At 67.2% G+C, this 22,883-nt stretch carries 18 protein-coding genes; 12 read left to right on the top strand and 6 right to left on the bottom strand.

Going from position 1 to position 22,883, the window contains the following annotated elements; translation table 11 throughout:
* Positions 1 to 20: 20 nt before the first annotated feature.
* Positions 21 to 683, bottom strand: a complete 663-nt coding sequence (locus AC1AYD_RS06620; protein WP_034526317.1) for a potassium channel family protein — start codon at positions 681 to 683, stop codon at positions 21 to 23.
* 52 nt (positions 684 to 735) lie between these two features.
* Positions 736 to 2,202, bottom strand: coding sequence for a potassium transporter TrkG (locus AC1AYD_RS06625; protein ID WP_476544864.1), 1,467 nt, complete (start codon positions 2,200 to 2,202; stop codon positions 736 to 738).
* A gap of 199 nt (positions 2,203 to 2,401) precedes the next feature.
* Between AC1AYD_RS06625 and AC1AYD_RS06630 the strand changes: the two genes are divergently transcribed.
* The 5 genes from AC1AYD_RS06630 (at position 2,402) to yidC (ending at position 7,654) form a co-directional block, all read left to right on the top strand.
* Entirely contained in the window at positions 2,402 to 3,397 is a 996-nt protein-coding gene (locus AC1AYD_RS06630) for an NAD kinase (RefSeq protein ID WP_034526321.1), read from the top strand.
* A complete protein-coding gene (locus AC1AYD_RS06635; protein ID WP_034526323.1) occupies positions 3,397 to 5,256 on the top strand; it encodes a DNA repair protein RecN in 1,860 nt (619 codons plus the stop codon). The genes AC1AYD_RS06630 and AC1AYD_RS06635 overlap by 1 nt, the downstream gene beginning before the upstream one ends.
* Before the next feature lie 71 nt (positions 5,257 to 5,327).
* Positions 5,328 to 5,981: an HAD family hydrolase gene (locus AC1AYD_RS06640; RefSeq protein ID WP_034526324.1), complete on the top strand. Its 654-nt coding sequence runs from the start codon at positions 5,328 to 5,330 to the stop codon at positions 5,979 to 5,981.
* Positions 5,982 to 6,047: 66 nt separating this feature from the next.
* Entirely contained in the window at positions 6,048 to 6,521 is a 474-nt protein-coding gene (locus AC1AYD_RS06645) for a hypothetical protein (RefSeq protein WP_034526326.1), read from the top strand.
* Between the two features lie 143 nt (positions 6,522 to 6,664).
* Positions 6,665 to 7,654 (top strand): membrane protein insertase YidC, encoded by a 990-nt coding sequence (gene yidC / locus AC1AYD_RS06650; RefSeq protein ID WP_051922751.1) that lies wholly within the window; start codon positions 6,665 to 6,667, stop codon positions 7,652 to 7,654.
* Positions 7,655 to 7,675: 21 nt separating this feature from the next.
* Here the strand turns inward: yidC and AC1AYD_RS06655 are convergent, their stop codons facing one another.
* Both AC1AYD_RS06655 and AC1AYD_RS06660 read right to left on the bottom strand, forming a co-directional pair.
* Positions 7,676 to 8,299 carry a GNAT family N-acetyltransferase gene (locus AC1AYD_RS06655; RefSeq protein ID WP_476544865.1) on the bottom strand — a complete coding sequence of 208 codons (624 nt, stop codon included), beginning with the start codon at positions 8,297 to 8,299 and terminating at the stop codon, positions 7,676 to 7,678.
* A 93-nt stretch (positions 8,300 to 8,392) separates the two neighbouring features.
* A complete protein-coding gene (locus tag AC1AYD_RS06660; protein ID WP_476544866.1) occupies positions 8,393 to 10,216 on the bottom strand; it encodes an ATP-binding protein in 1,824 nt (607 codons plus the stop codon).
* A gap of 179 nt (positions 10,217 to 10,395) precedes the next feature.
* On the opposite strand from AC1AYD_RS06660, the gene AC1AYD_RS06665 reads away from it, so the two are divergent.
* Both AC1AYD_RS06665 and AC1AYD_RS06670 read left to right on the top strand, forming a co-directional pair.
* Positions 10,396 to 10,785: a GntR family transcriptional regulator gene (locus tag AC1AYD_RS06665; RefSeq protein ID WP_476502119.1), complete on the top strand. Its 390-nt coding sequence runs from the start codon at positions 10,396 to 10,398 to the stop codon at positions 10,783 to 10,785.
* A gap of 20 nt (positions 10,786 to 10,805) precedes the next feature.
* On the top strand, positions 10,806 to 11,948 hold the full coding sequence (locus AC1AYD_RS06670) for a DUF1648 domain-containing protein (protein WP_476502120.1): 1,143 nt from the start codon (positions 10,806 to 10,808) through the stop codon (positions 11,946 to 11,948).
* A gap of 69 nt (positions 11,949 to 12,017) precedes the next feature.
* On the opposite strand, the gene thrC is transcribed toward AC1AYD_RS06670, so the two are convergent.
* Positions 12,018 to 13,508 carry a threonine synthase gene (thrC, locus tag AC1AYD_RS06675; RefSeq protein WP_476502121.1) on the bottom strand — a complete coding sequence of 497 codons (1,491 nt, stop codon included), beginning with the start codon at positions 13,506 to 13,508 and terminating at the stop codon, positions 12,018 to 12,020.
* Positions 13,509 to 13,822: 314 nt separating this feature from the next.
* Between thrC and glyA the strand changes: the two genes are divergently transcribed.
* From glyA to nadD, 4 genes are all read left to right on the top strand, one after another.
* Positions 13,823 to 15,130 carry a serine hydroxymethyltransferase gene (gene glyA / locus AC1AYD_RS06680; protein ID WP_476502122.1) on the top strand — a complete coding sequence of 436 codons (1,308 nt, stop codon included), beginning with the start codon at positions 13,823 to 13,825 and terminating at the stop codon, positions 15,128 to 15,130.
* Between the two features lie 85 nt (positions 15,131 to 15,215).
* On the top strand, positions 15,216 to 16,532 hold the full coding sequence (locus tag AC1AYD_RS06685; protein ID WP_476502123.1) for a glutamate-5-semialdehyde dehydrogenase: 1,317 nt from the start codon (positions 15,216 to 15,218) through the stop codon (positions 16,530 to 16,532).
* Between the two features lie 5 nt (positions 16,533 to 16,537).
* Positions 16,538 to 17,146 carry a phosphoribosylglycinamide synthetase gene (locus tag AC1AYD_RS06690; RefSeq protein ID WP_476502202.1) on the top strand — a complete coding sequence of 203 codons (609 nt, stop codon included), beginning with the start codon at positions 16,538 to 16,540 and terminating at the stop codon, positions 17,144 to 17,146.
* A 26-nt stretch (positions 17,147 to 17,172) separates the two neighbouring features.
* Complete coding sequence (gene nadD, locus AC1AYD_RS06695; RefSeq protein ID WP_476502203.1) at positions 17,173 to 17,922, top strand: nicotinate-nucleotide adenylyltransferase; 750 nt, start codon at positions 17,173 to 17,175, stop codon at positions 17,920 to 17,922.
* Here nadD and AC1AYD_RS06700 read toward each other — a convergent pair.
* Positions 17,919 to 19,115, bottom strand: a complete 1,197-nt coding sequence (locus AC1AYD_RS06700; RefSeq protein ID WP_476502124.1) for a glycoside hydrolase family 3 N-terminal domain-containing protein — start codon at positions 19,113 to 19,115, stop codon at positions 17,919 to 17,921. The two genes, nadD and AC1AYD_RS06700, sit on opposite strands and share 4 nt — an antisense overlap.
* A gap of 219 nt (positions 19,116 to 19,334) precedes the next feature.
* Between AC1AYD_RS06700 and AC1AYD_RS06705 the strand changes: the two genes are divergently transcribed.
* Positions 19,335 to 22,673 carry a UPF0182 family membrane protein gene (locus AC1AYD_RS06705; protein WP_476502125.1) on the top strand — a complete coding sequence of 1,113 codons (3,339 nt, stop codon included), beginning with the start codon at positions 19,335 to 19,337 and terminating at the stop codon, positions 22,671 to 22,673.
* Positions 22,674 to 22,883 lie beyond the last annotated feature (210 nt).

A 22,883-nucleotide genomic window follows, 5' to 3' on the forward strand; every position in this document is an offset into this window, starting at 1 on the left:
GAAGGGCGCAAAGAGAACGATCAGCGGTTGCCGGCGTGGATGAAGCGGTCGATCTGGTCCTCCTTGCCCATGATGACCAGCTCGTCGTTGCGGTGCATGATGAGCTCCTTCGAACCATACTGGAACTCCTTGCCCGGCGATTTGATGCCGACCACGGTGATGCCGTAACGCTCATGCACCTGCGCGTCCTCGATGGAATGGCCCACCGCGTGCGAGGGCGTGTGGATCTTCACGACCGTGTGCGCGCCCTCGATCTCGATGTAGTCCAGATAGTTGCCGCTCACCAGATGTCCTACGCGCTTGCCCGCGTCCGTCTCCGCGTTGATGATGTGACGCGCGCCGATGCGCTGCAGGATGCGCGCATGCTGCACGGACACCGACTTCGCCCACAGGTCGGTCACGCCCGCGTCCAGCAGGTTGCCGGTCGTGATGACCGACGCCTCGACGCTGTCGCCGATGGCGACGACCGCCGTATCGAACTGGGAGGCGTCGATCTGCTCGATGGCGAGCACGTCGGTCATGTCCGCCTGGACGACCGGCACGTGCGCGGACCAGCGGGCCACCAGATCCGGATCCCTGTCGACGGCGAGCACGTCCTGGCCCATCGCGTCGAGGGTCATGGCCACGGCGCTGCCGAAACGGCCCAATCCCACGACCAGCACGCTCTTGCCTGATTTCGCCATTGCCTTGCAGTCCTTTCCGTATGTCGTGAAATGTCGTGAAACGTTGCGGGGTTCAGCCGACCACGATCGGCTCGGTCGGGTAGCGCACCGCCTCCAGCGAACGGGGGCGGCTGATCGAATACGCGATGGTCATTGGTCCGAGACGGCCCACGACCATCGTCGCCGCGAGAATCGCCAGCGCGGCCGGATTGTCCTCGCGCGCCACGCCCACCGTGTAGCCGCCGAGGCCGAACGCCGAGCAGGAGTCGAACAGCGCGTTCGTCAGCGACGCGCCGGAGACGAGCATGAGCGACAGGGAGGAGACGAGCACGAGCAGCAGGCAGGTGCTGGTGATGCTCACCGCCGTCATCGCCACGTTCGTGTGGATGCGGTGGTGGAACGTGTTGATGTCCTTGTGGCCGGTGAACGAGGCCTTGCAGATGAGCAGGATCACCGCGAACGTGGTCACGCGGATGCCGCCGGCCGTCGAGGTGCTGCCGCCGCCGATGAACATGATCACGCTCATGAACACCTTCGTCGGTTCGCTCACCTGTGGCACCCACGACAGGTCGAAACCGGAGCTGCGCGGCATGACGGCGGCGACCATCGCGTAGCGCATGCGCGTGTTGAAGTCCGCGTCCCTGAACAGGAACGGGTTGCCCCATTCGACGAGCAGGAACCAGGTGAGCGACATGACGACGATGATGAACGTGACGGAGAGCGTGATCTTCGTGTGCAGGCTCCAGCGTTTCGGCGGCACGTGCCCGCGCGCGCATTTGAGCAGGTTGAGGATCACGGGGAAGCCGAGCGTGCCGAGGAAAGCGGAGAGCATGATCGGCAGGCCCACGCCCCAGCTGTTGACGTGCAGGCCGGCCGTGTCCGGCGTGAAGCCCGCGTTGTTGTACGACATGACCGCGAAGAACAGCGACTCCCACAGGGATTTGCGCCAGTCGCCCTCGTTGACCTTGAGCAGGCCGGGGAACAGGGCGATGAACGTCACGGTCTCGATGAACATCGTCGTGCCGATGACGACGGTGAGGACGCCGCGGATCTCGCTGAGCTTCGACGTGCCCAGCTCGCTCGCCGTGAGCAGGCGCTGCGTCGACTTCATGTGATGGTTGATGGCGAGCGTGATCAGCGAGGCGAACGTCATCACGCCGATGCCGCCCAACTGCACGGAGACGAGCAGCACGGCCTGTCCGAACGTCGTCCAATGCGTGGTCGAGTTGACGATCGAGATGCCGCATGTGGACAGCGCGGAGACGGCGGTGAACATCGCCGTCGAGAACGTGGTCTTCTCGCCCTTCGGCGTGGACGGCGGGATGAGCAGCATGGTCGTCGCCGCGATGACCAGCACGATGAAGTACATGATGGTCAGGCGTCCGGGGTGCGAGACCAAGTGCTGGATGATTGTGCGCTGACGCGGCGGGCGCCCGTCCCCGTCCGCCGCCTGCGCGAACGTGTTGCCGGAGAACCACCACGCGTAGCCGCGGGAGGCCTCCCGGTTGGAGGAGGATTGGTCGAAGACGGGATCCGCCATGTACCCTCGCCCCTCCTTGTCCGTCCGTGCTGTCTTTCTCATGGTGCTCCCGGCGTGCGCCGGCGTATGTGAGGCCATTGTAGGCGTGCATGTCGAGAAACCGCACGCGCCGGGGTTCGGGAACGGGGTTTCCAACATCCGTTCGATTCGGTTAGGATGGGTGGCAGTTGTACTGTTCCGTCCATCCAAGGGGGAGTCGATGACCGGTGTTCGTCATGCGGTGGTGGTGACCCACACGCGGCTCAGGCAGAGCGGCACCGTCGTGTCCGACGTGGTGGGCAGGCTGCACGACGCCGGATTCGACGTCTCCATCATCGACAATCTCGAACCTCCCGCATTCGACGTGCAGCCGCCCGTCGTCGGCGACGACACGGAGATCGTCGTCGTGCTCGGCGGCGACGGCACGATCCTGCGCGCCGCCGAACTCGTCCGCTGCACGAGCACGCCGATCCTCGGCGTGAACATGGGGCACGTCGGGTTTCTCGCCGAATTCGAAAGCTTCCAGATGGACGAGGCGATCCGACGCATCGCCACCCGCGACTATTCGATCGACGAGCGCATGATCGCCCACGTGGACGTGTGGCTGCCGGGCGCGTCGACGCCCATCGAGAACTGGGCGTTGAACGACATCACGCTGGAACGCGCCGACCGTGGCAAGATGGTCGAACTGTCCATCAGCGTCGACGATGTGGAGATGAGCTCGTTCGGCGCGGACGGCGTCATCGTGTCCACGCCCACCGGGTCCACCGCCTACGCGTTCTCCGCGGGCGGCCCGATCATGTGGCCGAACGTGAAGGCGCTCCAGCTGGTGCCGCTCGCCGCGCACGCCCTGTTCGCGCGTCCGCTCGTCATCGGCGCCGACTCCACGTTCACGATCACCATACTCGACGATTCGATGTCCGGCGGATGGATCTGCTGCGACGGCCGCCGCCAGCGCGCCCTACCGAAGGGCACGCGCGTCGACGTGCGCGCCTCGCACGGCACGCTGCGTCTCGCGCGCCTCTCCGGCGCGCCGTTCACCGAGCGTCTCGTCACCAAATTCGACCTGCCCGTCGTCGGATGGCGCGAACAGGCCGCGCACGGCGGCGCCGGCGGCGCGAACCACGGACAGCACGGCGTCGCCGCCGACTTCCGTTCCACGTATGCGGACCACTCCGACTACCGCCATGACGGCGACGGGGAGGCGCGCCGCTGATGCTCGAGGAACTTTCCCTGCGCGACCTAGGCCCGATCAGGTCCGCCGTCATCACCCCCGCCTGCGGCATGACCGCCATCACCGGCGAGACCGGTGCCGGCAAATCGATGCTGCTGAGCGCCCTGTCGCTCATCTCCGGCGGACCCGCCAACGCGAAACGCATCTCCGTCGGCGCGTCCGAAGCCTGGGCGCAGGGCATCTTTGCCGTCGACGGGACGGATGACGAGACCCACGCCGCCGACGCGGCGGACGAGACGGTCGGCGACGACGCGGACGACGACGAGGCGCTCGCCGGCGGCGTGCTCGCCATCGCACGCCGCGCCGGCGTCGAACCCGAGGACGGCGAACTGTTCCTCGCACGCACCGTGCGCGCCACCGGACGCTCGCGCGCCGTGCTCGGAGGCAAGACCGTGCCGCGTTCCGTGCTCGCCGCCGTGGCCGGCGAACTCGTCACCATCCACGGGCAGGCCGAACAGCTGCGGATCGCATCCGCCGCCCGCCAACGCGACTTCCTCGACCACGCCGCCGACGACGGGCGCGAACTCGCCGCCTACCATGCGGCATGGCGCGAACTGGCCGACATGGACGCCCGTCTCGAACGCCTGCGCTCGCAGGAGTCCTCCGCACGCGCGCAAGCCGACTACCTGCGCGAATCGGTGGACCGCATCAACGCGGTCGACCCGCATCCGGGCGAACTGGAGGAGCTGAAGGCGAAACGCGACCGCATCGAAAACGCGGCGGACATCGCCGAAGGCGTGTCCCACGCGCTCGCCGCGCTCGACCCGTCGCAGCTGGAACTCGCCGACTCGCCGGCCGAGGCGGCCGGCGCCTCCGACCGGATTCTCGAGGCGGCGCAGGCGCTGCGCGCCATCCACGTGTCGGACGGCGGGTTCGACGAGCTCGCCGACCGGCTCGAATCGGTGAACGCCGACCTCGCGGACATCGTCTTCACCCTGTCCGGGCATCTCGGCGAGGACGTCGGCGAGGCCGACCTCGACACGCTGAACGCGCGCATCCACGACTTGGACGAATTGACGCGCCGCTGGGGGCCGGGCATCGAGGACGTGATCGCATGGCGCGACAAGGCCGCGTTCGACATCGAGGATCTGGACGCATCACCCGAGAAGCTCGCCGAGCTGGAGGCCGAACGCGACCGGCTGCACGAGACCGCCGCGAAGGCCGCCGCGCGTCTGCACGAGGCGCGCGCTGCGGCGGCCGGCCGGCTCGCCGCGCGCGTCACCGAGGAGCTCTCCTCGCTCGCCATGGACGGCGCCTCGCTGGAGATCCGCGTCGCGCCGCGTGAAGGAGCCGACGCGCTCGACGCGAACGGCGGCGACGACATCGCGTTCCTGTTCACCCCCTATGAGGGCTCGCCGCAGCTGCCGATGGGCAAAAGCGCGTCCGGCGGCGAACTGAGCCGCCTCATGCTCGCCCTCGAACTGTCCGCCGCGGACATGCACGCGGGGGAAGCGGCAGTGGGGGAGCATGGTGCCGCGCCGTCCGACATGACGTTCATCTTCGACGAGGTCGACGCGGGCGTCGGCGGCAAGGCGGCGGTCGAACTCGGCAGGCGTCTCGCGCGTCTCGCCCGCAGCTCGCAGGTCATCGTCGTCACGCACCTGGCGCAGGTGGCCAGCTGGGCCGACTCGCAGTTCGTCGTCACCAAGGAGCCGCCGGACGCGGACGACGACGATCTCGGCGTCGTCACCACCGTGGCCGAGGTGAAGGACGCGGCGCGCGTCCACGAGGTCGCGCGCATGCTCTCCGGCAGCGAGTCGGAGGCCTCCCTCGACCACGCCCGCGAACTGCTCGCCTCATCCAGGCTCCCGCTGGCGGGAGCTGTCGGTGAAACCGACTGAGGGTGGAAGCCGTGCCGGCTCCCTGAGACGGGGGAGTCGGCAACCGTAAGCTGACTGAGGGAGAGACAGACATGACATCACGCAAGGCCGCCATCTTCGACCTCGACGGCACGCTCCTCGACTCGATGGGCGTGTGGGACCAGGTCGACATCGACTTCCTCGCCAAGCGGGGCATCGCCGTGCCCGACGACTACATGGCCAAGGTCGCGCCGATGCAGTTCAGACAGATCGCCGAATACACGATCGCGCGGTTCGGTCTCAAGGACACGCCCGAGGCGCTGATGGACGAATGGGACGAGATGGCGCGCGTCGCCTACGCGACCACCGTCGAGGCGAAACCGGGCGCGCTCGACTATCTGCGTGACCTGAAGGCGCGCGGCGTGCGGCTCGCCGTCGCCACATCCCTGCCGCCGCACCTCAGGGAACCGGCGTTGCGGCACGTGGGCATGTTCGACCTGTTCGACGCCATCGTCTCCGTCGACGACGCGAACGACGTGGGCAAGGACCGTCCGGACGTCTACCTGCTCGCCGCCGCCCGTCTCGGCGTGGAACCGTGCGACTGCACGGTGTTCGAGGACCTGCTCGTCGCCGTGCGTTCCGCGAGATCCGCGGGCATGCGCGTCTGGGCCATGCACGACGACTCGTCCGACGCGGACTGGGCCACGATCTGCGACGAGGCCGATGGCGTCCTCTTCGACTTCCACGACGCGCCCCGCGACCTGTAGGGCGTATACTGGCCGCAACATACGACGAACGATATACGTGATATACGGTCGGGGGTTGGCGACGGCATGGATGGCATCAGATTGGGCACATGGCTGGGATATGCCATGCTCCTCGTGATGCTCGCGCCCGTCGTCATTCCCGCCGTGCTGGTGCAGGAGGTCACGCGGCATGTCGCCGCGACACGGCTTGCATTGTTCTCACGTGGAGGTCTCGTCGTCCGACCGGCGTCGTTCGCCGTCCTGCTTACATTGACCGTCGTGACGCTGTCCATCGGCATGGCCGGCGGGTTCGCGTCCGACACGTCCGGTACGGCGCTCGCCGTCGTCGCGTTGGCCGCATCCTGCGCCGTCATCGTGATTGCGACGGTCGTAGGCGTCGCCGTACATGCGCTCGCCCTCTGCGCGTCCTGCGCCGGCCGCAAGCCGTTGCCGCGTGATTTCCGCTTCGATGCGGTGTTGTGCGACAAGGTGCGCTCGTGGGCGCGCCCGCAATGGGTGCCGCGTTGGGCCCGTTACACGCTTCCCGAACCGCGAATCTGAATTTTCCTCTTCTGTTTGCTCATGTACGCCGTGACATGGTCACGGCCGGTTCCTCTCATATTCAGATTCGTCATCGTGCCGGTCCCGGTCCATGCAGGACCCGGACCGTTATCCGGAAAGCGTTTAGCATCATGAATGCCCTCATGCCCCTGTTCCGACCCATCGAATGGGTCATCGCCCAACTACTCACCCTCATCCATGCCGTGTTCGTCGCCGCCGGACTGCCGGACGGTCCCGATCCCGCATGGTGCCTGTCCGTCATGTGCCTGGTCGTCGTCATCCGCGTATGTCTGATCCCGCTGTTCGTCCGTCAGCTGCGCGGCATGCGGGCGATGCAGGCCATCCAGCCGCAAATGCAGCGCATCAGGCGCAGATACGCGGCACGTAGGGATCAACGTTCCCGTGAGGCATTGCAACGCGAGCTCATGGCGTTGCAGCGTGAGCATGGCGCCGAACCGCTCGGCTCATGCATGCCCGCGATGATCCAGGCGCCGATCCTATGCTCCCTGTACTACGTGCTGCAGTCGCTGCCCTCCATCGCGTCGGGCAAGGCCGAGCCACTCGGTGCCATGGATCGTGTGCTTGCCGGCAGCGTCGAATCGTCATCGGTGTTCGGCGTGCGTCTGTCCGAAACATTCGGTACGGCCGAATCCGTGGGGCCTCGCGCCGTCATCGGCATGGTCGTCGCGGTCATGTGTGTGTCGTTGTTCGCGATGCAATGGATGCTCATCCACCGCAATACGCCGAAGGATACGATGAATTCTCCGCAGTTCCGCATGCAGAGGATGACGGTGTTCGTCTTCCCGGCCATCTACGTGGTCTCGGGCGTGGCGTTGCCGTTCGGCGTGCTGCTCTATTGGATGACGAACAATCTGTGGAACCTCGCCCAGACGCTGGTCCAGCTGCATTGGTTCCCCGCTCCCGGCTCCATCGCCGCGGAACGCAAGGACGAGCGGGGCCACCGACGCGAGAACGGCCGTCGTGCCGCCGCCGGTCTGCCCTCCCTCGAGGAGGAGAGCGCCGCCAAGTCTCGTGCCGCCGCCCAAGCGCGGCGTGAGCGGGAGTCGGTGCGTGGTGGCCGTGACTCCCACTCACGCCGGCGACTGACGCCGGTCAAATCCCGTCGCCGCTAAAGGACTCGTTCCGGTTCGGCTTCAGCGCACCGGCATGAGGTCGGAGGGGCGTTCGGCGGCGAAACGCTGCGCCTCGAGCTTCTCGCCCTCCTCACGCTCGGCGGCCTCGGCGGTGATGCGGCCGGTGAGGCGCGCGATCGGCGCCTGGTAGACCACTTCGCCGAACGTGCGCCCGCCGCGCTCCACGACGCCTTCGTGACGGTCGACCTCGACGAACCCGAGGGATTCGACCATGTGGCGGGCGCGCAGGTTGAACGACCACACCTTGACGGTGATCTTCTTCGCCTTGAGCTGTTCGGAGGCCAGCGTGATGCCGAGCTTCATGGCCTGGTTGCCGAAGCCGCGATCCTGATAGTACGGGCCGATGAGCACCGACATCGTGGGATCACGGTCCGGTTCCCCGCCGTCCCAGGCGGAGACGAATCCGATGGGGTTGCCGAACGGGTCGAGCACCGTCCGCCCGAAACGGGTGTCGTCATCGACGTCGCTCCATTCGTGAAACAGGCGTTCCGCCTCGTCGTCGGTTGTCTCGTCCAGGGTCTTCCGGCAGCCGTCGGCGACGGACGGGTTGTTCCACCACCGTGCGAACAGCGGATAATCGGACGGTTCGGTCTTGCGCAGCGTAACAGCGTTGTTGTCAGGCATGATTGCTCCCTTCGTCTCGCCATTGTAGGCATGATGCGTGCGGCGGCGCGACGGAGTTAACCGGTAATTCACATGGGTCGTCGTGCCGCTTGCCTAGGCGGCCTTGAGACGGTACTCCTGTTTGGGGCTGCGGGCCGGTTGGGTGCGTTCGATGGCCCCCGAGCGCAGCAGTTTGCGCAGTTGGTATGTGACGGTCGAACGCGGGGCGCCGGTCGCCTCCACCAGTTGCGGTGTCGCCATGGTGCCGTGTTCGCCGATGAGCGTCAGCAGCGCCTCCTCCAACGGCGAGTATCCGGCATCCTCGTGAGGTGGAGCCGCGGAGTCGTCGCCGATGGGCGTGACGGCGCTGATAGCTGAAGATGCCGCAGGCACGGTGTCTTCGGCCGGCACGGTCCCTTCATCCGACCGGGAATCCCGTTCGATGCCCATGTATCGGGCATATGGTTCCTCCAGCCATGGCGTGCCCTTGATGGTCTGGTCGTACAGCTCCCGGTCGGTGATGTCCTGCACGTCGATGCCGCCATGGGGGAACGGCACGATCTTCGGATGCGTGGGTTTCGGCACCTTGCCATGGTCCAATCCCACGGAGGCGCTGTAGTCGACGTCTGCCTGTTCGCCCTGCGCGGCGTAGCGTCGATCCCTGCGGCTGTCCGGCAGCCTGGCGGTGTCGGCCGATCGGAAGGTCATGCGGAACGCCGTCAAGGTGTCGGCGATCTCGGGCGCGCCGTTGCCGTTCTCCGTGAGGGTGGCCGTGATGAGTTCGAATCCCGTGCCCCGGTTCTCCGCGACGGTCCCGCCGCGGAACGGCGTGAGCTCCAGCAGCTTGGCCAACGTCTGGTTTCTGGTGGACGTGGCGCCGGGCATGCCGATGGTGTCCGTGGTCACGGCGCCGTACAGTCCGCCGGGGCTGAGTATCTCCAACCGGTCCGCATACATGTTGACCTGGATCTGGCCGCCACGGGCCATCGGCGAATAATCGCGGTGCATGACGGCGTTGACCACCGCTTCGCGTATGGCCTCTTCGGGATACTCGAAGGTGTCCTTGCGCAGGGGACCGTCCAACACGCCGCCGATGCGCATGTTCCTGCGCGCGGCGAGCAACGTCTCCTCGAGGATTTCGGGAATCGGGCCGTCGAAGGTCCGGTTGTCGATGTACTTCACCCCACCGGCGAACACCTTGCTGTACCCCTGATACCGGGTGAACGTGATGTTCAGACGCGGAAAGAACTGCTGCGGGTAGCCGCCCGCGACGAGCAGTCCCGCAAGCGTGGGATGGATGCCGCCGTCGGCGCCGGTTCCCGTGACGCCCAGCATGCACAAGGCCTCATCGTCCGAGATTCTCCCGAAAATGCGCGGCCGTTGCCTGCGGCATAAATCCAGAATGCCCTGAAGCGCATCCGGAATCAGGTCGTCGACGGCGGCCTCGTCGACGACCTCCTTGTCGTATGTGGGCTGTGCACGGTTCTCCAGCAGACGGTCGATCTCGTATTGGCTGAGCTTCCTGTCTCCATCCCATATACGAATGAACGAGCCGCTGTAGCGGCCCCTGTTACGTACATAGCAAGGCTTGTCCAGTGGGTCGATTTCGTCGATGGCGGCGACGACCACCTTCGAGCCGCGATATGCCGCGATTTCTATGACCGGGCGGACCGGTGGCATCAGCTTCTCTCGGCACATCTGCGCCATCGCGTCCGCGATCGATCTGGCGTCGAATCCATCGATGGAGGAGAACCCATGGCGTTCGGAAACGCCGAGGATGATGGTGCCGCCGTTTCCATTGGAGAACGCCGAGACGGTTTCGGGCAACGAAGTCGGCAATCCTCCGACGGCCTCCTTGACCTCGACGCTCTGATCGTCGCTGTCGGCATGACGCAGCGGTTCGAGCAGCGCGTCGATCTCTTCCTCCGACCACATCATGCCTCCTTTGACGTTTCTACATAACAACCATCATAACATGTCGATTGCTATGTTTGCTATGTTGCGTCGCGGTCCGTGCCGACGGTCGACGTTTCGCCGTGGTTCATACGCGCAACGCCGCGATCACAAAAAGTGTTATAGTTGATATGGAACAGGCAGAACGATTTAGGGAAGGGGGCATGCCGATGATCATCGACATCGACGCCCGCAGCGACGTGCCGATCTACGAACAGCTGCGACGCGGCGTCATCGCCGGCATCGCGAACGACGAACTCGCGCCCGGCGACCGTCTGCCGTCCGTGCGCGCGCTCGCCGTCGACCTCGGCATCAACCTGCACACGGTCAACAAGGCGTACGCGCTCCTGCGCGACGACGGCTATATCACGATGCGACGCGGCTCCGGCGCCGTCGTCGCCGAACGAGGCGCCGGAGCCGCGGACGCGCCCGGCGACGCGCGCATCGAAGGCGAACTCCACCGGCTCATACTCGAACACAAGGCGGGCGGGGGAGACGCGGCGTCGTTCCTTGGCCTCGTGCACACGCAACTCGCCCGCGTATACGGCGAATGACGGGATGAAGGAGAATCACCATGAACGCGACCATCGCGACCGTTGCCCTGCTGCTGACGGTCCTCATCCTCCCGTCGCTCGTCGCCGTCCCCATGGCGCTCACGCCGTGGCTGACCGATCGGCGTGAGGTCTTCGGCGTGACCGTGCCTCCCGTCGCGCACCGCGACCCGCGCATCCGCACGCTGAAGACCGGATATCTGCGTGCCGTCGTCGGGGCCGGCGCGGCATGCGTCGCTGTCTCGCTCGCGGTCTGGCTTCTCGCCGGCGCGACCGGTGCATTGTGGGCCGCCGGCATGGCGACCGTACTCGTCGCCGTCCTCGCCGTCGTCGCGCAGCAGGCGTGCCGCCGCAAGGTCATGACGGTCAAACGGGAACGCGGATGGGTGGCGGACGGCGACCGGCGTGCGGCAGCCGTTGCCGAAACCGCCGCGCCCGAACCTCTCGGATTCGGCTGGGAGTCGTTGCAGGCCGTGGCGCTCGCCGTCACGACCCTCGTCGGTGTGCTCGGCTACGACCGCATGCCCGATCGCGTGCCCATGCACATGGATTTCGCCGGACATGTGGATTCATGGGCGGTGAAGTCGCCGGCCGTGATCTGGTATCCGGTGCTTGTGCAATTGGTCATGGCCACGGTGATGGTCGTCTGCCATGCGGTGCTGTTGCGTTCCCGGCGGCCGGTGGACCCGGAACGGCCCGCATCCAGCGCCTATGCCTACGGTGTGTACGCGCGGGCGTGGAGCGTGTATCTGGTCGTCGTCGGCCTGCTCGTCGCCGCGGCGATGGGACTTGGCTTCCAGCTCTCGCTCATCGGAGTGGTCGGCGCGGGAACGGTCGGCGTGCTGCTGGCGCTCGTCGCCGTGGCCGCGGTCGTCGGCGCCATCGGCATGGGCGTGCGCTACGGACAGAACGGCGCGCGCGTGTTCGATGAGGACGACGGTGATGCGGCCGGGGACGGCGATGGCGGCGGGACGATGCCCCGCGATGACGACCGATACTGGATCGGCGGCGTGATCTACTGGAACCGCGACGATCCGGCCGTGATCGTGCCGAAACGCTTCGGCATCGGCTGGACCTGCAACTTCGCGCGTCCGGGAGCGTGGGCGGGAATCGCCGCGCTGCTTGTCGTCATCATCGGCATGCCGGTCGTGTTCGCCCTGCTGTAAGAGAATCCCCCTCAGCCGCCGGTACGGGCTGAAGGGGATTTCCTTACCGAGGGGGATTGCGAAACGCGATCACAGCGCCTTGGCGGCCTGCTCGACGAAGGACTCCATGCCGTCGATCGGGACGACCGTATCGAAGCGGACATCGGCGGTCTCAAGGCCACGCAGCGCGGCCGGGGCGGTCGTGCCGGTCTCATGCGCGAGCACGTCCATGCACTCGAAATCGGTGCCGGTCGCGTCGAAACCGAGGGACTCGTTCACGACGCGCGGGAACTTGTACGGGCTCGCGGTCGCGAGGATCACGCGCGGGGTCAGCGGATCGCGCGGCATCTGCTGCGCGACGAAGTACGCGCACGCGGTGTGCGGGTCGATGACGTAGCGGTTCTTCTCCCAGCAGTCGGCGATCATCTCGCGCACCTGGTCCTCGTCCGCCCAGCCGCAGCCGAACAGCTGGCGGATCTTGGCGAGCAGCGGCTCCGGGATCTCGTACGTGCCCCAGTTCTTGAGGTCGTTCATCAGCATGGCGATGAGGCGCGTGTCGCCGTCGGACAGGTAGTAGAGCATGCGCTCCAGGTTCGAGGAGATGAGGATGTCCATCGACGGGCTGATCGTCTGGAAGAACGGGCGCTGACGGTTGTACGTGCCGGTGGTGAGGAAGTCGAACAGCACGTTGTTCTTGTCGGAGGCGACCACGAGATGCTTGACGGGCAGGCCGAGCAGCTTCGCGTAGTAGCCGGCGAGGATGTCGCCGAAGTTGCCGGTCGGCACGACGAACTCGACCTCGTCGCCCACGTTGATGACCTGCTGTTCGAGCAGTTGCGCGTACGCGGAGAAGTAGTAGACGACCTGCGGCACGAGACGGCCCACGTTGATTGAGTTCGCGGAGGAGAGCACCACGTGCGAGTCGCCGGCGAGCCTCGCGGCGAGCTCCTTGTCGCCGAAGATGCGCTTGACCGCGGACTGCGCGTCGTCGAAGTTGCCCTCCACGGCGGCCACGTTCACGTTCGAGCCGGTCTGCGTGGTCATCTGCAGCTCCTGCACCTGGCTCACCTTGCCCTCCGGATAGAAGACGGTGATTGCGGTGCCCGGGGCGTCGGCGAAGCCGGCCAGCGCCGCCTTGCCCGTGTCGCCGGAGGTGGCGGTGAGGATCATGATCCTCTCGTCCGCGTCGCCGCCGGCCGGCGTGGTGCGCGCCATGAAGCGGGGCAGGATCTGCAGGGCCACGTCCTTGAACGCGGAGGTCGGGCCGTTGAACAGTTCGAGGATGAAGTCGTCGCCGAGCGGCTTCAACGGCGTGATGCGGTCGTCCGACCACTGGTCGCCGTAGGCGGCGTCGATGCACGCGCCCAGCTCCTCGGCCGTGAAGTCGGGCAGCAGCGCGCCCAGCACGCGGCGCGCGATCTCCTGATAGGACTTGCCGGCCAGATCGCCGATCTCGACCTTCACGGAACCCAGCTGGTCGGAGACGAACAGGCCGCCGTCGTCGGCGATGCCCTTGCGGATCGCCTGCTTGGCGGTCAGCGAATCGGTGGTGGAACGGGTGGAATGGAATGTGGTGGCCACGGCGGATCCTTCATACGCGAAACGGGGACGATAAACCATCCACAAGTCTACCGGCGACCCTCCCATGGTGCGGCGAATCTCCCATGGTGCGGTCACACATAATCCACACAACGGCGGAATCACGCCGTTTCGGGCGACCGCACCATGAGGGGTTTGCCGCACCATGGGCATGACGGGCGGGGGTGGGGGTCGCGGGGAGGCGTTCCACGGTGTGAGATTCGTCATACGGCGGAAACAGGTTCGCCACAAACGGACCGTACACTCGTCGCCCGAACGGCAAACCAGTCGTTACCCACACCGTTTAAGGAGCACACATGACCGCTTCACCCCTCGCACAGAAGGCCACCGACGCATTCAACGCGCCCATCAGCGCCGCCGATCCGGAGATCGCCGAGCTGCTTGACTCCGAACTCCGCCGCCAGCAGGGCGGCCTCGAGATGATCGCTTCCGAGAACTTCGTGCCGCGCGCCGTGCTGCAGTGCCAGGGCTCCGTGCTCACCAACAAGTACGCCGAGGGCTACCCGGGACGCCGCTACTACGGCGGCTGCGAGTTCGTCGACCAGATCGAGACCATCGCCCGCGAACGCGCCAAGAAGCTGTTCGGCGCCGAATACGTGAACGTCCAGCCCCACTCCGGCGCCCAGGCCAACGCCGCCGTCTACCAGGCGCTCGTCAAGCCCGGCGACACCGTGCTCGGCCTCGCCCTCGACCACGGCGGCCACCTCACCCACGGCATGAAGATCAACTTCTCCGGCAAGTTCTACCACGCCGAAGCCTACGGCGTGAACCCGGAGACCTTCCGCATCGACCCGGAGATCATCCGCCAGCGCGCCCTCGAGACCCACCCGGCCATGATCATCGGCGGCTGGTCCGCCTACCCGCGCATCGAGGACTTCAAGGCCATCAAGGAGATCGCCGACGAGGTCGGCGCCAAGTTCTGGGTCGACATGGCCCACTTCGCCGGCCTCGTCGCCGCCGGCCTGCATCCGAGCCCCGTCCCGTACGCGGACGTCGTCTCCTCCACCGCCCACAAGACCCTCGGCGGCCCGCGTTCCGGCTTCATCCTCGCCAGGCAGGAGTACGCCAAGAAGCTCAACTCCTCCGTGTTCCCCGGCCAGCAGGGCGGTCCGCTCATGCACGTGGTCGCCGGCAAGGCCGTCAGCTTCAAGGTCGCCGGCACTCCGGAGTTCAGGAACCGCATGGAGCGCACGCTCGAAGGCGCGAAGATCATCGCCGAGCGCCTCCTCGCCGACGACGTCAAGGCCAACGGCATCAGCGTGCTCACCGGCGGCACCGACGTGCACCTGGTGATGGTCGACCTGCGCAACAGCGAGATGGACGGCAAGCAGGGCGAGGACCTGCTCGCCCAGTGCGGCATCACCATCAACCGCAACACCGTGCCGTTCGACCCGCGTCCCGCCTCCGTCGCCTCCGGCCTTCGCATCGGCGCTTCCGCGCTCGCCACCCGCGGCTTCGGACCGAAGGAGTACGAGGAGGTCGCCGACATCATCGGCACCGCGCTCGCCGCCGGCCCGTCCGCCGACGTCGAATCCCTCAAGGCCCGCGTCGACAAGCTCGTCGAGGACTTCCCGCTCTACCCGGACCTCGACCAGATCCACTGATCGGTCCATATCGGCTCCCTCGCCCGGCGGGGGAGCCTTTTCGTATTCCGGACTTTGCGCACGTGTTGCGGTAAGGTGGGTGGTTATGACGAACAACGAGGAAACCGCGGTCGCGGGAGCCGTCTTCGATGCCGTGTGCGTCCGCGCCGACGCCGCCGCACGCGCGCAGCGGGCGCTCGCGCGCGCGGACACGGACGCCAAGAACCGTCTGCTGCACGCCATCGCCGACGCGCTCGACGCCCGCGCCGGCGAGATCGAGACGGCCAACGCCGCCGACATGGACGTGTCGCGCGAGGCCGGCATGGACGCCGGCAAGCTCGACCGCCTGCTCTTCGACGCCCCGCGTGTCAAGGCCGCCGCCGACGGCGTGCGTCACGTCGCCTCCCTGCCCGATCCGGTCGGCGAGATCGTGCGCGGCTACAATCTGCCCAACGGCATGCGCCTGACCCAGACGCGTGTGCCGATCGGCGTCATCGGCATGATCTACGAGGCGCGTCCGAACGTCACCGTCGACGTCGCGTCCCTGTGCCTCAAATCCGGCAACGCGGCGATCCTGCGAGGCGGTCACGCGGCCGAACGCACGAACGCCGCCACGCTCGCCGTGATCGGCGACGCGCTGCGCGCGGAAGGCTTCGACCCGTCGCTCGTCGCCACCGTCGACGATTTCGGACGCGACGGCGCGACCGCGATGATGGAGGCGCGCGGCCACATCGACCTGCTCGTGCCGCGCGGAGGCAAGGGCCTCATCCGCGCCGTCGTCGAGAACTCGAAGGTGCCGGTCATCGAGACGGGCGCCGGCAACGTGCACATCTACATGGACGCCTCCGGCGACCCGGCCAAGGCGATCCCCATCATCATCAACGCGAAGACGCAGCGCGTCGGCGTGTGCAACGCCGCCGAGAAGCTGCTCGTGCACGAGCGCGTCGCCGCGGCGTTCCTTCCCGTGGCGGCCGCCGCGCTGCTCGACGCGGGCGTGACGCTCCACGCGGACGAACGCGCCTACGCGATCATCGACGCCGCCGCGCCGCAGGCCGCGGCGGACGGGCTGCTCACGCACGCGACCGCCGAGGACTGGGACACCGAGTACCTCGCGCTTGAAATGGGGATCAAGGTCGTCGACTCGCTCGACGAGGCCGTCGACCACATCAACGCGCACTCCACCGGCCATACCGAGGCGATCGTCGCCGAGGACTACACGGCCGTCGAAGAGTTCACCGCGCGCATCGACTCGGCCGTCGTCATGGTCAACGCGTCCACGCGGTTCACCGACGGCGGCGTGTTCGGCTTCGGCGCCGAACTCGGCATCTCCACGCAGAAGATGCACGCGCGCGGGCCGATGGGCCTGAGGGAGATGACCACCACGAAATGGATCGGATACGGCAGGGGGCAGGTGCGCGCATGAGCGACATGAACGAGACGACCGACGAGAAGACCGCGAACGACGGCATGAGCGTGCCGATCACCGAACTGCGCGACGACCTCGACCTGGACGACCCGCGCTGCGGGCTCAAGATCGCCGCCGAACGCCTCAGCATCGTGCGCTACGTGTTCCTCGTGCAGATCGAGGACGGCATCGCCTCCGCGTCCCAACGCGCCTCGCTCGAATACGCGGACGCCGTGCTCATCGGCTGGCCCGACGAGCACGCGCCGGACGTGGCGGACCTGGACGACGCGCAGCTGCACGCGGTGCGCGAGCACATGACCCTCATGGAAAGCTACATCGCGCGTTTCTCCACGCTCGAACGCGAAGGCGACGTGGACGGCATGACCGACACGCTCATCCGCGTGACCGAACGCGTCGCCGAGGTGCGCCGCCTCTACCAGCCCGACTTCCCGCTGCCCACGTTCGCGGAGATCCGTCGTGTCGTGCAGGACGAATGGGACGAGGACATGGGCAAGATTGACCCGAAGGACGGCAGCCCCACCGCCATGGAGATCGAACAGGAGACCGAGCAGGCCGAGCACGTCGAACTGCGCGAGGAGGCGGCCGAACGCAAGGCGGAGGGACGCGCGTGAACACGGCCGGCATCGATGCGGAGGGAATGACCGCCGGCGAACGGCGGATGTCCGACCTGTCCGTCGACTCGGTGGAGGCGACCGCCAACGTGGCCAACGCCGGCGCGCCCGGCACCGGCGGTTCCGAATCCGGCCCCGCCGCCGCGCGGCACGGGGCGGCCGTCCGCCGGTCGGCGCGCGGCAACTGGCATGCGACGCCGCGCATCGGCATCATGGGCGGCACGTTCGACCCGATCCACAACGGCCACCTGGTCGCCGCCAGCGAAGTGGCGTGGGTGTACGACCTCGACGAGGTGATCTTCGTGCCCACCGGACGGCCCGTGTTCAAGCTCGACAAGCACGTCACCAACGCCGAGGACCGGTATCTGATGACGGTGATCGCCACCGCCTCCAACCCGAAGTTCACCGTCAGCCGCGTCGACATCGACCGCCCGGGCGTCACCTACACGATCGACACGCTGCGCGACATCCGCGCGCAACGCCCCGACGCGGAACTGTTCTTCATCACCGGCGCGGACGCGGTCGCCGAGATCATGCAGTGGAAGGACGCGGAGAAGATGTGGGACCTCGCCCACTTCGTCGCCGTCACCCGACCCGGCTACTCGTCGCCCGAAGGCGTGAGGCTGCCCGAAGGCAAGGTGGACACGCTGGAGATCCCCGCGTTGGCGATCAGCTCCACCGACGTGCGGCGCCGCGCCGAACACGACGAGCCCGTCTGGTATCTCGTGCCCGACGGCGTCGTCCAATACATCGGCAAGCACGGCCTGTATCGCTAGTCCATCAGCCCCATCTCGAGCTTGAGCCGCACGACGCGCTCCGCCGAACGCTCCACCTTGGCCGCGAACGCGTCATCCGACTTCGCCTTCGCCGCCAACCCGTCGAGGATCGGCGTGACATAGGCGCTCTGGCCGATGCATACGAGATCGCCGCCCGCCTCGACGAACCGCACGCCCAACTGGTCGGTCGGCGTGCCGCTCACCGCGGCCGCCGACAGCGAATCCGACGTGACCACGCCGTCATAGCCCTGCCTGCCGCGCAGCACGCCGTCCACGATCGTGGAGGAGAACGCGGCCGGATTATCCGCGTCGATCCGCTGGTACGTGGCGAGCGACATCATCACCATCGCCGGCCGCGCCTGCGCGATCACCGTGTGGAACGCGCCGATCTCCGCGCCGTCTGCCGTGGTCGTCGTGTCGAGGATGCCGTCCGCCGTGAAATCCGTGTTCCCCTTGACCGCGCCCAGACCCGGATAATGCTTGATCGACGACTGCACGCCCGCGTCGCGCATCCCCGCGACGAACGCCGCCGCATGCGCCGCGTTGCCGGCGGCGTCGAGACCGAAATCACGGTCCAACGCGCCGATCGGATCGTTCTGCTTGCGGTCGCCGGGAACCGTGTCCGTGACCGGCGCGAGATCGACGTTGACGCCGGCCGCCGCCAACTGACCACCCCAACCGGCCGCCGACGCGCGCAGCTGGTCGGACGTCATCGCGCCCTGCTCGACCGCGCTCGGCATCGCGTCGAACCCGGAACCGGTCAGATGCTGCACCTGGCCGCCCTCCTGATCGGTGGCGACGATCAGCCGCGAACCGTCCCCCACATAGGATTGCAGCCCGTCGACCGCCTTACGCACGCCGGACACGCCGGAACGCCAGTTGCCGATGAGCAGCACCGAACCGACGTGACGGTCGGCGATCGCGTCCTTCAACGCGGACGGCTCGCTGCCGGCGAACAACGGCGCCATCACCAGCTGGCCGACGCGTTCCTCCACATCCATGCCGTCGACGATTCGCCGCGCCCGCATCGACGTCGGATCCCCGGGCGTGGGGACGGCCGAACGCGACATGTGCGCGGTCCGGCCCGACGGAGCCGCCGGATGCCGGGCGTCGCGCACCCGCGGCAGGACCACCAGCACGACGACCAGCACGACCGCGAGCGCCGCGGCGACGGCCGTCACGAGCGTCGGCATCGCGCCTCCGCGCCTCGTCGCACCACCGTCCCGACGATTCCCCGTGAGCACAGACGTCCCCTTTCCATCATTTTCCGTCATCGATATCGGTCATCGGCCACCGGCCATCGGATATCCGATGGCCGTCCGTATCCGCGCACGAGAATACACGCCGGCACGGCTCGGCTCCCGGCGAACGGACGCGAATTGACATTCCCCACCTGTTTGTAGGCTGGGAACATGTCATTCGCAGATATATTCGGTATGTTCGACCCCGATTTCGACCCGCGCGGCGATCGCGGGCGGTCCGGTCGGAACGGATCGCGGGTGCGGGCGGAACGCTCCGACGACGATCCGATCATCATCGACGTCGAGACGGACGGCGACGACGCAAGGCCGTCGGGCGCGGGAGCGGGCGCCGGTGCCGCCGGCTCCGGAGCGCGACACGGCGGGGGAGCGGGACGACCCCCGTTCGGCCCCGGATTCCCGCGCATCACGCGCAGACCCTCGCGTCCGGGCAAAGGCCCGCATGGCGGCCCGGACCGCGGCACGAAGATCCTCATCGGCGTGGTCGCGGCGCTCGCCATCCTCGTCGGCCTGTTCTTCGGCCTCGCCCGGTTCCTCACCGACCTCATGTGGTACGGGCAGCTCGGCTTCCAATCCGTCGTCTGGACGCAGCTCGGCGTGAAGGTCGGCCTGTGGGTCGCGTACGCGCTGCTCATGGGACTCGTCGGATTCCTGTCCGCATGGCTGGCGATCCGCGCCCGTCCCGACGCGGCCGACGGCTCGCGCGTACGCGTCAACGGCGACGTGGTCGAGGTGAAACAGACCGTCAGCTCGAAGACCGCGCGACGCGTCGCCGCCGTCATCTCCGTGATCGTGGGCGCCGTGTTCGGCGCGCAGTTCAACGCGAACTGGGCCGACGTGCTGCTCATGTTCCACGCGCAGAGCTTCGGCGTCGAGGACCCGCAGTTCGGTCTCGACAACGGCTTCTACGTGTTCGTGCTGCCCGGCCTGAGGCTCGTCATGTCCGCCGTGTCGATGCTGCTGCTCGTCGGCATCGTCTTCTCCGTCGCCACGCACGTGATGATGGGCGGCATCCGCCTGACCATGCCGGTGAACGGCCGTGGCCTGTTCGCCATCACGAAGCGGGCCCGTCGCCAGATCGCCGTGTGGCTCATGCTCAACATGTTCGCGCTCGCCGCGTCCACCGCGCTCGGCGTGTTCGCACACCTGACCCAGCAGGGTTCGCGCATCACCGGCGCCACGTACACCACCGTCAACGCGACCATCCCGGTCACGTTCATCATGGCCGCGCTCATCGCGATTCTCGGCGTCGTGCTCGGCGTGTGGCTCATGCGCTCGCACGCGCTGGAGGGCGCGCAGCCGCTCGGCGTGCGCGCCTCCGCCGCCTTGAAGGCGTGGCGCACCCCGATCGTCGCCATCGCCGTCGTGGTCGTCGTCTCCATGGTCCTGACCATCGTGTGGCCGGCGGTGCTGCAGCGCTTCCGCGTCAACCCGAACGCGCAGGAGATGGAATCCACGTACATCCAGCGCAACATCGACGCCACGCGCGCCGCCTACGGCCTCGACAAGCTCAAGACCGAGAACTACAAGGCCACGACGAAGGGCGAATCCGGCGCGTTGAGCTCGGAGGGCGAGACCACGGCGCAGATCCGACTGCTCGACCCGCAGGTGGTCTCCCCGACGTTCAAGCAGCTCCAGCAGTCCAAGCAGTACTACACGTTCGCCGACACGCTCGCCGTCGACAAGTACGAAATCGACGGCAAGAGCCAGGACACGGTGATTGCTGCCCGCGAGCTCGACCTCGCCGGCAACGACAACCGCAACTGGGTGAACGACCACACCGTGTACACGCACGGCTACGGCGTCGTCGCCGCCTACGGCAACAAGGTGACCGCCGACGGCCAGCCCGAGTTCTTCGAATCCGGCATCCCCACGCAGGGCAAGCTCACCGAATCCGAGAAGTACGAGCCGCGCATCTATTTCTCGCCGAACATGGGCGAATACTCGATCGTCGGCGCGCCGGAGGGCACCGCCGCATGGGAGTTCGACTATCCGACCGGGTCGAAGGGCGCGACCAACACGTTCAAGGGGAACGGCGGCCCGTCCGTCGGCAACCTGTTCGCGCGTCTCCTGTACGCGATCCGCTTCGGCTCCGACCAGATCCTCTTCTCCGACCGCGTGACCTCCGCCTCGCAGATCCTCTACGACCGGTCGCCGCGCGAGCGCGTCGCCAAGGTCGCCCCGTATCTGACGCTCGACGGGCGCGTCTACCCGGCGGTGGTCGACGGCCGCGTCAAGTGGATCGTCGACGGCTACACCACGTCCGACGCCTACCCGTACTCGCAGATGACCGACCTCGGGTCGGCGACCAAGGACTCCACCACCGTCTCGTCGTCCACCGTGACCGGACTCGGCACGCAGCAGGCGAACTACATCCGCAACTCGGTGAAGGCCACCGTCGACGCGTATGACGGTTCCGTCGACCTGTACGTGTGGGACAAGTCCGATCCGGTCATCAAGGCGTGGGAGCAGATCTTCCCCGGCCAGTACCACCAGCTGGGCGAGATCAGCGGCGACCTGATGAGCCACATGCGCTATCCGGAGAACCTGTTCAAGGTGCAGCGCGAACTGCTCGCCAAGTACCACGTGACCTCCGCCAGCCAGTACTATTCGGGCGAGGACTTCTGGCAGACGCCGGTCGACCCGACCGAATCGCAGCAGGCGCAGGACCAGGACATCCTCCAGCCGCCCTACTATCTGACCCTCCAGACCGGCGGCACCAAGGAGCCGGTGTTCTCGCTGACCTCCTCGTACATCCCCGCCGGCACGTCGACGCGCGAGATCCTCACCGGATTCCTCTCCGTCGACTCGGACGCGGGCTCGACGAAGGGCGAGATCGGGCCGAACTACGGCACCCTCAGATTGCAGGAGCTGCCGAAGGATTCGAACGTGCCCGGCCCCGGACAGGCGCAGAACAACTTCAACGCCGACGCCGACGTGTCCAAGGAGCTGAACCTCCTGCAGTCCGGCTCCACGAACGTGGTGCGCGGCAACCTGCTGACCCTGCCGTTGGGCGGCGGCCTCGTCTACGTGCAGCCCGTGTACGTGAAGTCCTCGGGCGCCACGTCGTTCCCGCTGCTCAAGAAGGTGCTCGTCGCGTTCGGCGACCAGGTCGGGTTCGCCGACACGCTCGACGAGGCGCTCGACCAGGTGTTCGGCGGCGACTCCGGCGCGTCCGCCGGCGACGCGGCGAACGTCGCGGGCGGTTCGGGCGGTTCCGGCTCGGCGGGTTCGTCCGGTTCGTCGGGTGACACGTCGAAGGGCGGTTCCGGTTCAGGTGACGGTAAGGATTCCGGTTCGTCGTCGGGTTCGTCGGGTTCGTCGGGTTCGTCCGCCGCGCGCAGCCCTGAGCTCAAGCAGGCGCTCGACGACGCCGCCCAGGCGATGAAGGACAGCCAGGACGCCATGAGGAACGGCGACTGGACCGCCTATGGCGAAGCCCAGAAGGCCCTCGAGGACGCGTTGAACAAGGCCATCGAACTGGAACAGTAGTTTCGGGAGCGAGGGCATCGGAAACCCCGTAGCCGACGCCTCCAATACATCCCCAGGCCACCGCATAGCACAAGAAATCCCGGGAATCGTTGCGATTCTCCGGGATTTCCTGCATTGACCCATCGTCAGTGCGACTTTTCCCGGACGACAGTGGCGATTTCCGGGATTGTTAGTGCTGAGTCCTTCCCGGCGCAAGGATTCCCGGGAAAG

This window comes from Bifidobacterium sp. LH_426 (genome assembly GCF_056356875.1).

Coding starts and splice junctions, on each gene's coding strand:
- AC1AYD_RS06620 (WP_034526317.1), bottom strand. CDS start 683: ATGGCGAAATCAGGCAAGAGCGTGCTGGTCGTGGGATTGGGCCGTTTC.
- AC1AYD_RS06625 (WP_476544864.1), bottom strand. CDS start 2,202: ATGGCGGATCCCGTCTTCGACCAATCCTCCTCCAACCGGGAGGCCTCC.
- AC1AYD_RS06630 (WP_034526321.1), top strand. CDS start 2,402: ATGACCGGTGTTCGTCATGCGGTGGTGGTGACCCACACGCGGCTCAGG.
- AC1AYD_RS06635 (WP_034526323.1), top strand. CDS start 3,397: ATGCTCGAGGAACTTTCCCTGCGCGACCTAGGCCCGATCAGGTCCGCC.
- AC1AYD_RS06640 (WP_034526324.1), top strand. CDS start 5,328: ATGACATCACGCAAGGCCGCCATCTTCGACCTCGACGGCACGCTCCTC.
- AC1AYD_RS06645 (WP_034526326.1), top strand. CDS start 6,048: ATGGATGGCATCAGATTGGGCACATGGCTGGGATATGCCATGCTCCTC.
- yidC (WP_051922751.1), top strand. CDS start 6,665: ATGCCCCTGTTCCGACCCATCGAATGGGTCATCGCCCAACTACTCACC.
- AC1AYD_RS06655 (WP_476544865.1), bottom strand. CDS start 8,299: ATGCCTGACAACAACGCTGTTACGCTGCGCAAGACCGAACCGTCCGAT.
- AC1AYD_RS06660 (WP_476544866.1), bottom strand. CDS start 10,216: ATGATGTGGTCGGAGGAAGAGATCGACGCGCTGCTCGAACCGCTGCGT.
- AC1AYD_RS06665 (WP_476502119.1), top strand. CDS start 10,396: ATGCCGATGATCATCGACATCGACGCCCGCAGCGACGTGCCGATCTAC.
- AC1AYD_RS06670 (WP_476502120.1), top strand. CDS start 10,806: ATGAACGCGACCATCGCGACCGTTGCCCTGCTGCTGACGGTCCTCATC.
- glyA (WP_476502122.1), top strand. CDS start 13,823: ATGACCGCTTCACCCCTCGCACAGAAGGCCACCGACGCATTCAACGCG.
- AC1AYD_RS06685 (WP_476502123.1), top strand. CDS start 15,216: ATGACGAACAACGAGGAAACCGCGGTCGCGGGAGCCGTCTTCGATGCC.
- AC1AYD_RS06690 (WP_476502202.1), top strand. CDS start 16,538: ATGAACGAGACGACCGACGAGAAGACCGCGAACGACGGCATGAGCGTG.
- nadD (WP_476502203.1), top strand. CDS start 17,173: ATGACCGCCGGCGAACGGCGGATGTCCGACCTGTCCGTCGACTCGGTG.
- AC1AYD_RS06700 (WP_476502124.1), bottom strand. CDS start 19,115: ATGCCGACGCTCGTGACGGCCGTCGCCGCGGCGCTCGCGGTCGTGCTG.
- AC1AYD_RS06705 (WP_476502125.1), top strand. CDS start 19,335: ATGTCATTCGCAGATATATTCGGTATGTTCGACCCCGATTTCGACCCG.